The sequence below is a fragment of the Shewanella corallii genome, from assembly GCF_023349125.1.
Classification (GTDB): domain Bacteria; phylum Pseudomonadota; class Gammaproteobacteria; order Enterobacterales; family Shewanellaceae; genus Shewanella; species Shewanella corallii.
Window position 1 is genome coordinate 40331 of the sequence record NZ_JAKIKT010000016.1, and the last position, 14642, is coordinate 54972.

The window sequence follows — 14642 nt, forward strand, 5'->3', positions numbered from 1 at the left end:
CCGTGGCTCATGGAGGAGTTAATTGAATTCTAAAGTACTGAGACTATGCTTAGGTTTCCTGACTGATACTTCAAAGTATCGTTTTGTCAGTGACGTCGAATGGATGCGTTGTCCCGGATAAGGAATTAGGGAGTACCTATGCGAGTTGCTTTGCCTCAAACCATCAAAGGTAAGCTGACCAGTGTGGTCGTTGCCATTTTAGTGTCAGTGATTGGGTTTGCCATTATCTTTCAGCGCTCATTTTCCGAGTTGGCCACCCTGGATAGTGCCTCCTCAGAGATTCTGCAAAGTCAGACTTCTACCTTGATGCTCAGACGTCATGAGAAAGATTTTATGGCGCGTCATGACGTCAAATATCAGGAAAAATTTCAGAAAGATTACCAGCAACTGGTGCAGCGCTTGACTGAAGCTAAAGCCAAGTTGGTCGATCTCGATATGAATGGTGACACAATCATCGACACAACCCTGAGCCGCTTGAACAGATACCAGCAGGACTTTAATGCGCTGGTAGAGCAGCGAACTGTGATAGGTATGGCCAAAGACGACGGTATGATGGGGGAAGTCAGGGACGCTTCACATCGCATTGAGACCGATGTTCAGAGCATATTGAACACTGATATTTACAGCAATTTGTTGATGTTACGCCGCCATGAAAAAGATTTCCTGCTGCGCTCAGACCTTAAGTACGTAGAGAGATTTAATCAGCAGGTAGTGACCACCCAGACGATGATTGAGCAGAGTAATACTCCCCTCAACAGGCAGCTGAATATGATAGCTGACCTTGAAGACTATCAGCAGAAATTCAATGCGTTGGCGCAGAGCCTGCAGGAGTATGGATTAACGCCTACAGAAGGGTTACATGGTAGTTTACGAGCTTCGGTGCAGGCAGCTGAAAAGCAGATGCAAACATTGAGTACTGAGCTTCTGAGCGCGATTGATGCGCGCGAGTCGGCTTTGACTATGCGCCTGTCATTGGTTGGTAGTGTGTTGGCGCTGCTCCTTTGCTCTGCGTTGTGGCTGATTAGTCGTGCCACCACCGATAAGGTCGCTGTTGCCAATCGTCTGATGAAGAAAATTGCCGAAGGGGATAGCTCCTTACAAGTACGGATGGAGCTGCAGGGCAATGATGAACTCTCTGAGCTGGCTGGTCATTTCAACAGCTTTATCGGTAACTTGCAGACGACGATGGAGAAGATAGTCGGTATTTCGGCAGAGCTCTCCACTAACGCCAAGCAGGGGTTGACCATGGCGAGAGATACCTCGGGCAATGCTGAACAACAGCGGCAGGAGTCTGAGCAGGTTTCTGCGGCGATGAATGAGATGACCGCCACCAGCCGCGAGATCGCGCAAAGTGTATTAACCGCAGCCAATATTGCTCAGGAATTGCAGGATTCTGCCCGTGCAGGTGAGCAGGTTAATGCCGAAACAACACTGCAGATAACCGAACTGGACGGCAGTATGAGGTTGGCCAGTGACAACATAGATAAACTGAACGCAGAAAGTACCCGTATTGGTTCGGTTATTGATGTTATCCGCAATATTACAGAGCAGACTAATTTGTTGGCGCTGAACGCCGCTATTGAGGCCGCCCGGGCCGGAGAGCAGGGACGGGGCTTTGCCGTGGTGGCGGATCAAGTGCGGGAACTGGCGCTGAAAACCCATCAATCAACTGATGAAATTACCAAAATTATCGGCCAGTTGCGGCTCGACGTCGGTCAGAGTGTTTCACTGATTGCCGACTCCAACAGCCTGGCGAAAGTTTGTGTGGAAAAGGCGCAGGATGGCGCTGATTCGATGGCAAGGATAGTGGCTCAGATAGAGGATATCGCGCAGCAAAATATGATGATAGCCACGGCATCTGAAGAACAGACGACAGTCACAGAGAGTGTTGAAGCCAATATTCTCACCATTTCTGATTTGGCGGAGCATACCGCCATTGCTGCGCAAAACTCCAGTTCATCAACTCATTCCATTGAACAGCTGGCCAGCGAACTGGATGGTTTGGTCGGTAAGTTTACCGGTCGTCCAGGATTGGCAGGTTAAGATTCGAAGTCACTGATGTGCACTCATAAAAGCCACTCAGAAAGCCTTCTTATTTGAAGGCTTTTGTTTTTGTAACGTGTTGTTATCACATGGTTTACATATTCTGTTTCAGTTAAGAAGAACCTGTGTTAGCTTGGACTAAAACAAAAATAAGAAGAGTAAAGCTCATGGGTAAAAAACTCTCTACCAGTTTGATGCTGCTGGCGGCATTGCTGGTAACTGGTTGTCAGGTCAACAAAAGAGTGCTGTCTCCTATCTCATTGGAAGAGGCGCACACTGCCTTCAGCTCTCAGGCCGCTGTGCCTGTGTCCGAGACAGGCTTTTGTGACAATGCAGCAGATCTGACGTCGACGACCAATAAGCGTTTGGGCATGCTGCCGGGACAAACGCTGATGTTGGATTTTGGCGAGTATCAATCGCCGACCAGAGTAATGCGTGTTGGCGATGGTGTGCAGAATCTGGTGATAGAAAGCTATGTCAGTACCAAATCTGATCAGGCGTTTCTCTTCTACCCGGTGATCACAGCGCTGGATGAGAACAGACAGAATATTGGTCAACTCAAACCAAGATATGAGTTTGAGTTTGTCGATAATGTACTGAGCAATCACTTTACCCTGCCGGAAAATGCCCGTTACCTGCTTGTTCACACCAGCCCGGAATATGTGGGCATGTCTTTCAGCGAATCCAGCCCAAGAGTGATGCATACCTACTCAGAGCCCACTGGAATTGCCATGGGGTTGTCGATAGCGCTGGGACGATATTTTCCATCGTTGGGAACCTCTTTTAGCCATACCGCCGACTACGCCAACTTCCAGTTCAGTAATATAGGACATATCAAGCTTATGCTTTAGGGGGCGTATGGCCATTCCACTGATCGACTTTAAGCAGGGGATAGCCTCAGTACCTGAGGTTGAGGTTATCGAGCTATCCGAACTCTATACCAGAGCGTTTAAAGACCACGATCCCCAGGCTCCCCACAGGCTCTCTTTCTTTATGATGGTGCTGTTTGAAGAGGGGGAAGGGCTGCAAATGGTGGATTTTAACGAGTACCGCTTCCGGCCCGGCACAGTGATCAATTTGCAGCAGGATCAGGTGACCGCATTTGAGCTGACTGACCATCCCAGGGGAAAACTGCTGCTGTTTACCCAGACCTTTCTGGACAAGGTGCATACCAATATGCGCCTGCCCAACTATACCCCCACTCACCTTAACAACCGCTATTCTCCGGTGCTTGAGCTGGATACCTGTAATTTTGCCCGTACCAAAGCCCTGGTGGATGAGATACAAACGGAGTTGGCCTGTGATGATGGTGACCCCTTAATTGTCATGTATCTGTTTTCTGCCCTGACTTTGCTGCATCGAAGACTGAAAACTCTGGGGGAGGTGGACGATATCTCACCGACCCACAGTCGCCAGCTGGCAAAGTTTATTGCCCTGTTACAGCAGCATTATGAGCAGATACGTGATGCCAACTGGTATGCAGATCAGTTGGCAACCACCTATAAAACGCTGAACCTGATCACCAAAGCCGCAACATCGCTGACCGCCAAACAGATGATAGATGCCTATGCCATTACAGAGATTAAGCGCAGATTGGTGATCAGCAAGGTGACGACGCAACAGCTGGCCTGGGACTTTGGTTATGAGGATGCCAGCAACTTTGTGAAGTACTTTAAAAAAGAAACAGGTATGACCCCCAGCACGTTCAGAAATGACTATATAAAAAGCTGATAATTAGTAATTAAGTCCTATTCTTTGATTTTCCGGGTTCGAAATTGACTATTTTTCTGCCCATTTCCACTCTGCCGGATATCTCCCGGCTCCCCTAGCATTGATCCGGCACCAATCGCAACGAAAGGACGAGACAATGACTAACTCAACTCTGTCAAACAAAGACAAAGCCATCGCACTGATCACCAGTATCGAAACCGGAGATACTGCGCCGGTAGCCTTTATCAATCCCGATAAATATATCCAGCACAACCTGGCTGTGGCCGATGGCCTGCAGGGATTTGGTGAAGTATTGCAGGCATTGCCTGAGGGCAGCGCCAGAGCCAGGGTACAGCGAGCGTTTACCGATGGTGACTATGTTGTGCTGCACACCGAATATAACTTTTTCGGCCCGAAATCCGGCTTTGATGTATTCCGGTTTGAGGATGGCCAGATAGTGGAGCACTGGGACAATCTGCAGGAGCTGGCCGCCCCTAACCCAAGTGGTCGCACTATGGTGGACGGCACCACCCAGGTGACAGATCTGGATAAGACTCAGGCCAACAAAGAGATGGTGAGCGACTTCGTCAATGTGATTTTGATGGAGGGTGATATGAGCCGTATTGGTGAGTATGTCGATCCTGAGGAGTCCGCTTATCTGCAGCATAACCCCATGGTCGCGGATGGGCTGGCGGGGTTGGGTGTGGCATTGCAGGCATTGGCTGATAAGGGAATGCCCATGGTGTACACAGCAGTTCATAAGGTATTGGGGCAGGGCAACATGGTGCTGGCCATAAGTGAAGGCCAGTTCCTGGGGCAGCATGTCTCCTTCTACGACCTGTTCCGGGTGGCTGACGGCAAGGTTGTTGAGCACTGGGACACCATAGAAGTGATTCCACCTGAAAGTGAGTGGAAGAACAGCAATGGTAAGTTCGGCTATTAGCCTGCCGCCGCCCGCATAAGGGCAGCCTGTTATTCAATCTTCGGCCACATTTTAGTGGCCGTTGTTTTTATACCAATCCGCATAGAAGGTTGATCTCATCAGAGCCATGTCAGCCATTCGAGTACAAGCGAAATTGGTGACGACATAGTGGTTCTATGGCTAGACAATTCTGTGCCGTAATCGTGTGGCTGACAGGCTCCCGAAGGGCGAGTTTTAAAGGCGCGCATACTGCCCAGAGCACTCTTGATTTATCCCGATAGACCTTCGATTGCTCTGATTGTCTTCACACCTTTAAGTTCTCGCTGAGTGACTAAACTCCTATGCGGATTGGTATTAGAGGAGGTCATTATGAAGCCATTTTCCCTGACGAATTATGCAGGACATATCCAGTTGCACAGCCCATTTGTCCCCGGCACCGCTGCGGGGTTGAGTCAAACCTGCCTGGTGGACGCCCTGTTGGCCGAGTTACTTCACTCCTGCACAGCTGGCGACAACCAGAGTGAACGCCGAGCTCTGCTGGATTCACTGTTGACGCAATTGCCTCCTGATACTTTGAGCCAGCAAGGTACAGCTTTGCTCGATGCGCTGTTACAGGCCGAGGCAGCTGGCAGGCAGATTACCCGGGTGGAGGATTTGCCCCCATTTCTGACCATAGGCACTACCAAAGTGGTGTTGTGGCAGGGGGATATCACCACCCTGAAGGTCGGGGCCATAGTCAACGCGGCCAACAGCCAACTACTGGGCTGTTTTCTGCCCGGACATAAGTGCATAGACAATGCGATTCACAGCCGGGCCGGGGTTCAGTTGCGCAGAGATTGCGACACCATTATCCGCCTGCAGGGTCATGAGGAGGCAACAGGGCTGGCTAAAATCACCCGGGGCTACAACCTGCCGGCGGATTACGTGGTGCATACCGTGGGTCCTATAGTGCAGGGGGAGTTGACCCATTATCACAGCCAGCGGCTGGCAGACAGCTATAGAAATAGTCTGGAAATCACCAAAGAGGTTGAGGGGCTGCGCAGTCTGGCTTTGTGTTCAATATCTACCGGAGTATTCGGGTATCCCATAGAGCATGCCACTCCACTGGCTATCGCCACCGTGGCCAATTGGCTCAGGGAGAATCCGGGTCAGCTCGATGCTCTGGTATTCAATGTTTTCAGTGACCGGGACTACCGGACCTATCAGGCAGAACTGGAGGAGTACATATGCAACAACTGAACACCAACACCCTGCAAGCTGTGTCTGAACTGATCAAACAGGCCGATGCGGTATTAATCGGTGCCGGCGCAGGCCTGAGTGCAGCGGCCGGGCTGAACTACCTTGACCGGGATAAGTTTGCTGAGGTTTATCCGGGATGGAAACGCAAAGGCTTTAACGCCCAGTATGAACTGATGGGATACCCCTATTGGAACCAGCTGGAGCAGTGGGGCTACTACAAGGTGCATCTGGAGTATGTGTACTTCTCTCAGGGCGCCAATCCTCTGTATCAGAGCCTGTATGATCTGGTGAAAGAGAAAGATTACTTTGTGATGACCTCAAATGTGGATGGCCTGTTTTATAAGAGTGGCTTTGACCGGCAGAGGTTTTTTTCACCCCAGGGAGATTACGGCAAGATACAGTGCACCAAACCCTGCTCTGAGCAGGTGTGGGATATCGAACCGTTTTTGCAACGTATGACACCATTCTTCGACCCGGTAGAGCAGGTGCTGACATCTGAGCAGGGCGTGCCCAAATGTCCCAACTGTGGTGGCGATATGTTTATTCACGCCAGAGTCGATGGCTCCTTTATCGATGCTGTGCATGCGCCTCAGCGACAGGCATTTATGCAGTGGCTGGAACAGCAACGGGATAAAAAGCTGGTCCTGCTGGAGCTGGGGGCCGGGTTCAATACTCCTACGGTTATTCGCTTGCCTATGGAGCAGATCTGCTACAACTTTGATGACGCAGCGCTGGTCAGGGTGAATATGGATAATGCCAGTTTGCCACCTGAGCTGGGATTTAAGGCGACCTCGATAAAAGGGGATATCGGCGAGTTTATTAACGGGGTTTACACCGATAAAAATGGCCGCATTTAGCGGCCATTTTACTTTTGGTTGAGCCGTTTCGCGTTACAGCCAGATAAACAGCAGGCAGGACGCGGTCAATACTCCCATGGTTCGATTGAAATACACCCAACTGCGGTCACCGGACATCAATTTTCCCAGCCACACACCAAAGCCTGCCCACATAGATGTCAGGGGAAAACCCACCAACATAAACACCAACACGATCAGCAGGGCTGAACTCCAGTAGTCACTGCCCGCACTGGTAAATGAGCCTACGGCGGTAATCGCCATGGCCCAGGCTTTGGGATTCACGTACTGAAACATTGCCGCCTCAGTGGCAGTCATCGGCTGTCGGCCTGCTGAGGGCTTGTCCCCTGGCGGGGCGGCACTGGCTATACGCCAGGCCAGATAGAGCAGATAGGCGCTGGCAGCCACCTTCAATACCTGCTGGATCAGTGGGTACATTTGAAACAGTAAGCCCAGTCCGGCTGCCACCAGAGTAATCAGAGTGGCGACACCCAGCGTAATTCCAAACAGATGAGGGAGTGTTCGGCGATAACCGAAATTGGCCCCGGATGCGGTCAGCATCATGTTGTTTGGGCCCGGCGTACCAGTCATGGTAGCGGCGAACACAGCTAAGGTGAGTAGTAAAGATGGCTCTGTCACTGACGGGGTCCTTATGAATTGTATGGGTACAATTGGCTGATAATTGTCTGAATTTTGTACTTGTGTTAGTTTTTGACCGTATCAGGGAGCTGAATTCAGATCAAAAGGTTTATTGTCACCATGACAATTGAGAGCGTTGAGTTAAAAAGAGATGGTCGGCCCATTTACCGACAGATTGCCTCCGCCATTGAAGATATGGTGCAACAGCAGCAGTTGCTGCCCGGAGCCAGGCTACCTACCCACAGAGCCCTGGCTGACAGCTTGTCGGTGACCGTGGGGACAGTGACCAGGGCGTACGCCGAGGCGGAGCGTCGGGGGATTGTTGAGTCTAAAGTGGGTTCCGGCACCTTTATCTGTCGAAAAGACAGGCCAGCCTGGAGTTTTTCGCACCGCACCCGGCAAGATGAAATGAACTTTGGCTACAACGTACCGCCACAACTCGACCGGGCGGAACTCTTTACCCAGGCGGTTCAACAGATTGCCTCTCATCCGGCTGAACTCAATGAGCTGATGTTATACCAGCCTCCCTCCGGGGTGGTGCAGCACAGAGCCGTGCTGGCTGACTGGTTACAACAGCATGGCGTCAGCGCCAATGTCGACAGGTTGCTCTATTGCTCCGGAGCCCAGAACGCCATTCAACTTTGCCTCACGACACTGTGTCGGCAGGGCTATACTGTGCTGGTGGATAAGCTGACCTACCCCGGCCTGCTGAGCTTGGCGCGGCAGCTGCACATTACCGTAAAGCCGGTCGAAATGGATGAGCAGGGGATGATACCTGAAGCCTTGGTTGCGGCCTGTAAACAGTACTCGGCACGTATGGTTTATATGATGCCGACCCTGCAAAACCCCACTACCGTGACTATGGGTGAAGCGCGTCGCAGAGAGTTGATTGCGGTATGTCGTCAGCAACAACTGCTGATACTGGAAGATGACGTTAATGGCCTGCTGCCGCGTCACAGACCGGAACCCTTGGTGAATATGGCACCGGAGCAGGTTATCTACATAGGCGGCTTGTCCAAAAACCTGGCCCCGGGGCTCCGTCTTGGCTTTATGTTACTGCCCGAATCTCTTTATTCCCGCATCGTTCATGCGCTGCAAAATCACAGTTGGATGATCAGTCCTTTGTTGACCGCTATCGCCGCTATCCTGCTGGAAAATGGTGCTGCCAATAAGGTGTTGGACAGCATCAGAGAAGAGATGGAATCCCGTTGGCGCATGGTTGCGGAGAAACTGTCTGCAGTGGAACTGGTGTTTCATCCAAATGGGTTTCATGGCTGGATTTCATTACCTGACGACTGGTCACTCAGTGAATTTATGGCAGCGAGTAAAACCCGGGGACTGGAGCTGAAGTCTTCTGAGTTGTTTGTCCCCCCCGGATATCCAGCCCCTTCGTGTGTCAGGATTGCCGTCAGTGCGCCAACCAGCACAGCGGAATTGGAGCAGGGATGTATTCAGTTGGCAGACCTGTTGGCCAACCCGCCGTCGTCCGCCTTTTCACCCTAGGTAGAAGATCAAAATCTATAGGTGAGTGCCAGTTTGGGGCCAATAAAGCTGTAGTTGATATTAAAGTCGGCGACCTTGATGTTGTAGAAGGTCTCAGTCATATCAACAGAGACTCTGTAGTAGTTGTAGGAGACAGACAGGTTCCAGTTTTGGCTTAGCTCTGCACTGATACCGGCCCGAATATCTGTGAGCGCTCCCTTCATATCATCCAGCTCCAGATAGAAGTACTGGGCGTGGCCAGTAAGTTCCCAACCAGGCATTAACTGATAGCGGCCGATCAGCCCGATATCCGGAAGCGGTGCGGTGACCTCATGCTCAACCAATCTGGGAATAGGAGTCTGACCACACTGATTGCCCTCGATTTGGCCAGAAATACAGGCGCCTATGGCTCCTTCCAGGGCAACGCTGATAAACATGGTATGTAAGCCAACTGTCACACCCAGGGTATAGTTCTGGCCTTCAAACAGGTCATAACCATATCCGAGCCTGAGAATATCGATATCCAGCTCTGTATCCAGGCGAGCGCCGGTATCTACCTGATAAATGGTGTCGTCGATATTTATTTGAAACCCACGGCTGAGCCCAATCGTATCGCCCCTGCGATGGAGCTGTTTCCAGTCCAGATAGTAGTGATGCTTGTGACCATACGCATACTCAAGCTCGAAAAAGGGAAGAAACTGGTACTGATCCAATTCAAGGTCGCTTTCGAAATCCAGCTTGAAGTCCTCTCCCAGAATAGGGTCTGTCACATCGATGCTGGAATCAGACTCGGCATAAAATCCCCCGACCCGTATCTGCATATCCCCTGCGTTACATGTGACACTGCATAACAATGCCAATAACGGCCATCCTCTGCCCCACGTCCTCATTTATCCTCCCGTCTTCCCTGTTGAGCCCGTTCAGCATATCACTATGGTTTTGAATCTGTTGGATATTTGTTCGGTCTCTATACTGTTCTGTCTCAGCTTCGAGGGCTCTTTGCCTATTGGTTCGATGGCTGAGAGTGTTGTTGGAGTAAAATTGAAGTTAATTGACATTGTTAAAGACGGAACGTCTGAAAAGTCAGGGGTTTGTAGTTTAAATTATTGAATTTGATGCAAAGTGTCACAAAGTATTTCGAACTAACTTCGCCGCAATCCAGTCGGAAATTGGGTAACAGGCCATTTGGCAAAAATAGTTAACTATTCTTTGCGGAGGAAAAAGTGAAAAGAACTAAAAATCTTATATTGGCAATGGGGGTGATGTTATCTGTAGTTGGATGTAGTGACAGTGACAAAGAAGAACCCAAAAAACAGGTGGCGTATGTGCAGTACTACAATGCCTCACCTGACAGCACATCAACCAACCTGGTCCTGAAAAGTAAAAAGTACACCTCGGTCAATTTCGGACAGGCGATTCAGCGATTTGCGGTGACTACCGGAAGCAACGAGGTGAGTGTTACCGGCAAGAATGCTGAAAACAAAGATGTGAGCTTTCATAAGCAGGATGTCACTTTTGCGGCCGGTGACAACCATTTGTATGTGTTGGCCGGAGACTATGCCAAAACCGATTTTGTCGACATTAAGTTCACTACGGACAAGCTCGATAAAGAGAATGATAACCAAGACAAGAAAACTTATATGCAGGTGTTGGCAGCCCATGTCAGCAAGAGTACTGCAAAGTTGGGGATCTATATCGGCAAAAAGGAAGATGGTTTTAGTTCGGCCAAGTTTCTGGGGCAGGCCGAATACAAAGGAGTGACCGAATCGCAGATATTGGCAACCGGGAAGTATGTTGTTTACCTCACCAAGGCAGGCAGTAATGAGCCTTTCTATACTACGGCAGAGGTTAATCTGAATGCCAAGACTGTCTACAAGCTGCTGATTAGACCGGGGTTTGGCGCTGCAACAGAAGGTATCAAGCTGGATGCAGTGAGTGGCGGCAAGTCAGTATCTTCGTTACCGGATATCAATGAAAAGGTGCAGTTCAGGGTTTACAACGGTTTTGAAGAAACCGATAAGGTCAAAGCCGAACTCAAGGGCAAATCAGGTGAGTCCCATGAAGTTGAAGTGGCCAGGTGGGCGATCTCCAGCTTTACGCCAGCTAAATTTGGCGACTATGACGTGGAGATTAGCGATGCAGCAACGGGTAATACGCTGCTCAATAATCTGTTGGTGACCTACAATCAGAGCGACTCCAAGTCCATTCTGCTGTACCCGGACGCTGAAGATAAGCTCAAAGCCACAGTGATAGAGCACTCCCTGACACCCCGCAGCTATCAGTACAGTATCCAACTGTTGAACCTGGCCGCAGGCACCAAGGGACTGGAGGTTTACTTTGTTCGTGGCAATGAAACGGTAGAAACGGCCAAGTACAAGGTGACCAAGTGGGACTTCACCAAGAACCTGAGCATTACCCTGCCCAGAGACAGCTACACAGTAACTGTGATCAAGCGGGAAAATGACAACACTCTCAACTTGTTGCACCGTCAAGCTCTTCAATTGAAAGATAATCTCGACTTTACCCTGGTACTGACGCCCGACGAGAGTCAAACCTGGGGTTATCGACTGGTGGCATTCCAGTAGCTATTGCTGACCTTGCTGAACAGCGAGCTTGCCGCCAGTCCGGGGCAAGCTTTTCCCAGCTGTGGAGGAATAAAACTTCTGCACGGTTTGGATAATCTGACCTTTTACCTGTTGACTCGCTGAGACTTTCTATACTGAAAGGATACACACTGCGCTTGGGCGGCGGGAGTCATCAATGAAATTACGAAATGTACTCTTTGGGATCTTCGGATTGATCTCTTTGTTCACCATATTCACCGGCTTTTTGGTGGTAAGGGTTGAAGAGATCGTCAGCCAGTTGGAGCAAACCGCCAATATCCGTTACCAGAGCTATCAGGCTGCTGATGAGTTACGCCAAAGTTCAGATGATTTGACCCGGCTGGCGCGGACCTATGTGGTCACCGGAGACTCCAGATATGAGCAGATGTATCAGGCCGTGCTGGATATTCGCAATGGTGAACGCCCCAGACCGGAAAACTATCACCTTATCTATTGGGATCTGGTGTTGGAGCAGGGGGAAAAGCCCAAAGCGGATGGTGAACTGCAAGCCCTTAAGTCCCGCATGCAGCAGTTGGGCTTCAGCGATCGGGAGTTTGCACTGCTTACCCAGGCCCAGAATAACTCAGATGCTCTGGTGAATATGGAAGTGAAGGCGATGAACGCTGTTAAAGGCCGCTTTCAGGACCCCGCGACAGGTGCGTACAGTGTGCAGGGGCAACCGGACTTGCAGCTGGCCAGAGACTTGATGCACAACAGTGCCTACCACCGGGAGAAGGCAAGAATCATGGAGCCGGTGGATGAATTCTTTCAATCACTGGAGCAAAGAACTGCAGCGGCACAGCAACAAAGGCTGGAGCAGGTGATGGAATCAGTGACGTTTGCACTGATCATGGCGGTCAGCTCGCTGGTATTAATCATTCTGGGTTTCCTGATGATAAAGCGCTATGTTGCGCTGCCTATGGCCAGGCTCTACCAACAAGTCATTCAGCTGAAAGCTGGCAAAGCAGAGCAGGCGGACACAGATACCTTCCGTCTGGGCCAATTTGAAGAGTTACAGGAAAGTGCCCAGGAGACCCTGAGTTCGATCAGTTCTGCCCTGGTTCAGGTGAGTGAGGCTGCCGATATTTGTGCATCCGGCGCCGTGGAGATCGCCTCGGGTAATACCGATCTCAGCCAAAGGACAGAGTCTCAGGCCTCCAGCATAGTGGAAATTTCGGCATCTATATCCCAGATGCGCCGCTCTACCGAATCCAGTGCTACCGAGGCCAACAAGGCAAACGAGAGTGCCAAAGAGGCCAAGGTGCAGGCGGTCGAAGGGGGCGAAATTGTGACTGCTGCCATTAAGGCGATGGATGATATTGCTGTTTCCAGCAAGAAAATCACCAATATCCTGACTGTTATCGATGAGATTACCTTTCAGACCAATCTGTTGGCACTGAATGCTTCTGTGGAAGCTGCCCGGGCCGGTGAGCAGGGGCGGGGCTTTGGCGTGGTCGCCGGTGAAGTCAGGAGTCTGGCCCAGCGCAGCTCAGTGGCCGCCAAGAATATTAATGAGCTGATTCAGGACAGCATGGACAAGGTTCACGCGGGAACCCTACATGTCAACAAGGCGGGAGAGGCACTGATCAATATCAAGGCTCAGGTGTCTGAAGTAACCGAAGTGATTGAAACCCTTAATACCAACACTCGCGAGCAGGCTTCGGGGATTGCACAGATAGAGCAAGCCATCATGGACTTTGAAGACTCCAACCAACAAAACGCGGCTATGGTGCAGCAGGTGTCTACTGCCAGTGCCAATGTCGCCGAGATGGCGGGTCAGGTCGTAGAAATGATTACTGGGTTCCATGTGGCAGAACAGAAGCGCACTCAAGAGCGCCGTTCCGGTGAAGACAGAAGAAAGCTAACCAAAGGTGACTCGGGCATATGGGACGAGTTTTAAGGCGGTTAGCCTGAAGCACTGTTAATTTTTCCCGAACGCTACTTAGCGAAAGTATCTGATTTAGATAAATAGAGAGATATATCACGAAGGATTTTGCAAAACTCCTGTTAATTCATCTCAAACTAACAGATGATGCCGACATACAAAGGGGGGAGTTTAATGCAAAAAGGCTTCACGCTGATTGAACTGGTGGTTGTGATTATTATTTTGGGCGTTCTGGCGGTTACCGCTGCACCCAAGTTTTTGAACCTGAGCAGTGATGCTTATAAGGCTCAACTGGCCGCCAGTCTTGGCTCTATGAAATCAGCTGTTGGTTTGTTTAAAGCGGCCTCAGAGATTCGTGGTGCCGGAGATACCAGAGTGGTTTATGACGGCATCAGGGGAGAGAGAAATCAACCCTGGGCAGCCAGCAGCAATGGCTCCAGTCCAAGTACCGGTTACACCAACCCGCCAGAAATTTTCAAGGCCGCAGGCATGGATACTGCCGATTGGCGATATCGTATCTATATTGCCGCGGGTGTATATCAAGTGGCGGCAGCGCCAGCGGGAAAATTGAATGTAGCGCAGCCGACTCAGGCTCAGGTGCAGGCGACCAACTGCTATATCAACTACGCATGGCAGTTGGATGGCACGCCACTAATGCAGTTGGTGGATAGTGGGTGCTAAAAGCAGCTTATTCCCAGAGCGCTCTTATTTCTTAAGAGCGCAGGTTTTTCTGTATTATTAATCAGTGCTACTTAATAACGTTTATCACCTTAATGGTTTTAATGGTTTTGTTTGGCATTAACCAATTTAAAGTTTGCCCTTTTGACATGCCTATCAATGCGCTGCCTACCGGCGCTAAAATAGAAATGTCGTCGTAATTTTCTATATCAACTGGATAAACCAGTTTTTTAATATAAACTTTATTTTCGCCGACAAATTTAAATACCACGGTGGAGTTCATTGTGACCACCTGTTTCGGTATCGCTTCTTTGTCCACTACATTGGCGCGAACCAGCTCCTCTTCCAGAGCCGCTATGTTTGATGACAGCATTTTGGAGTCTTCCAGCAGAGATAGAATCCCATTTAAGTCACAGCTGGAGATGTGAATCTGACTATTCATTTGAAATTATTACCGTAATAAAATCAGTGATGTGATACCAATCCGCATTGAAGTCTGATCTAATATTGGGCAACTCAATACTTATGATTGCCTTATGAAATCTGAAACTGCCGAAAGCTTGCTTTGCCTCTCTAAAAAAGAGAAA

Annotated in this window: 13 protein-coding genes; 10 read left to right on the forward strand and 3 right to left on the reverse strand. The window is 50.1% G+C overall.

Translation table 11 applies throughout. The features are described from left to right. Positions 1-138: 138 nt before the first annotated feature. From L2725_RS22505 to L2725_RS22530, 6 genes are all read left to right on the forward strand, one after another. Positions 139-2043 carry a methyl-accepting chemotaxis protein gene (locus tag L2725_RS22505; protein WP_249251048.1) on the forward strand — a complete coding sequence of 635 codons (1905 nt, stop codon included), beginning with the start codon at positions 139-141 and terminating at the stop codon, positions 2041-2043. Between the two features lie 167 nt (positions 2044-2210). After that, entirely contained in the window at positions 2211-2894 is a 684-nt protein-coding gene (locus tag L2725_RS22510) for a hypothetical protein (RefSeq protein ID WP_249251050.1), read from the forward strand. A 7-nt stretch (positions 2895-2901) separates the two neighbouring features. Further along, positions 2902-3774 carry a helix-turn-helix domain-containing protein gene (locus L2725_RS22515; RefSeq protein WP_249251052.1) on the forward strand — a complete coding sequence of 291 codons (873 nt, stop codon included), beginning with the start codon at positions 2902-2904 and terminating at the stop codon, positions 3772-3774. 136 nt (positions 3775-3910) lie between these two features. Beyond that, positions 3911-4696: a nuclear transport factor 2 family protein gene (locus L2725_RS22520; protein ID WP_249251054.1), complete on the forward strand. Its 786-nt coding sequence runs from the start codon at positions 3911-3913 to the stop codon at positions 4694-4696. A gap of 348 nt (positions 4697-5044) precedes the next feature. Then, positions 5045-5914: a protein-ADP-ribose hydrolase gene (locus L2725_RS22525; RefSeq protein WP_249251055.1), complete on the forward strand. Its 870-nt coding sequence runs from the start codon at positions 5045-5047 to the stop codon at positions 5912-5914. Continuing rightward, positions 5902-6771, forward strand: coding sequence for an SIR2 family NAD-dependent protein deacylase (locus L2725_RS22530; protein WP_249251056.1), 870 nt, complete (start codon positions 5902-5904; stop codon positions 6769-6771). The genes L2725_RS22525 and L2725_RS22530 overlap by 13 nt, the downstream gene beginning before the upstream one ends. A 33-nt stretch (positions 6772-6804) precedes the next feature. Here the strand turns inward: L2725_RS22530 and L2725_RS22535 are convergent, their stop codons facing one another. Continuing rightward, complete coding sequence (locus tag L2725_RS22535; RefSeq protein ID WP_248936748.1) at positions 6805-7407, reverse strand: LysE family translocator; 603 nt, start codon at positions 7405-7407, stop codon at positions 6805-6807. 120 nt (positions 7408-7527) lie between these two features. On the opposite strand from L2725_RS22535, the gene L2725_RS22540 reads away from it, so the two are divergent. After that, positions 7528-8910 (forward strand): aminotransferase-like domain-containing protein, encoded by a 1383-nt coding sequence (locus L2725_RS22540; RefSeq protein WP_249251057.1) that lies wholly within the window; start codon positions 7528-7530, stop codon positions 8908-8910. Between the two features lie 8 nt (positions 8911-8918). On the opposite strand, the gene L2725_RS22545 is transcribed toward L2725_RS22540, so the two are convergent. Beyond that, complete coding sequence (locus L2725_RS22545; protein ID WP_249251058.1) at positions 8919-9710, reverse strand: hypothetical protein; 792 nt, start codon at positions 9708-9710, stop codon at positions 8919-8921. A 402-nt stretch (positions 9711-10112) separates the two neighbouring features. Here L2725_RS22545 and L2725_RS22550 point away from each other — a divergent pair, with 402 nt between their 5' ends. From L2725_RS22550 to L2725_RS22560, 3 genes are all read left to right on the forward strand, one after another. After that, a complete protein-coding gene (locus L2725_RS22550; RefSeq protein WP_249251059.1) occupies positions 10113-11474 on the forward strand; it encodes a DUF4397 domain-containing protein in 1362 nt (453 codons plus the stop codon). Positions 11475-11649: 175 nt separating this feature from the next. Then, positions 11650-13392 (forward strand): methyl-accepting chemotaxis protein, encoded by a 1743-nt coding sequence (locus tag L2725_RS22555; protein WP_249251060.1) that lies wholly within the window; start codon positions 11650-11652, stop codon positions 13390-13392. Positions 13393-13551: 159 nt separating this feature from the next. Then, positions 13552-14058 (forward strand): prepilin-type N-terminal cleavage/methylation domain-containing protein, encoded by a 507-nt coding sequence (locus L2725_RS22560; RefSeq protein WP_249251061.1) that lies wholly within the window; start codon positions 13552-13554, stop codon positions 14056-14058. Between the two features lie 67 nt (positions 14059-14125). Here L2725_RS22560 and rnk read toward each other — a convergent pair whose 3' ends face one another. Beyond that, complete coding sequence (gene rnk / locus L2725_RS22565) at positions 14126-14497, reverse strand: nucleoside diphosphate kinase regulator (protein ID WP_115136621.1); 372 nt, start codon at positions 14495-14497, stop codon at positions 14126-14128. Between the last annotated feature and the right edge of the window lie 145 nt (positions 14498-14642).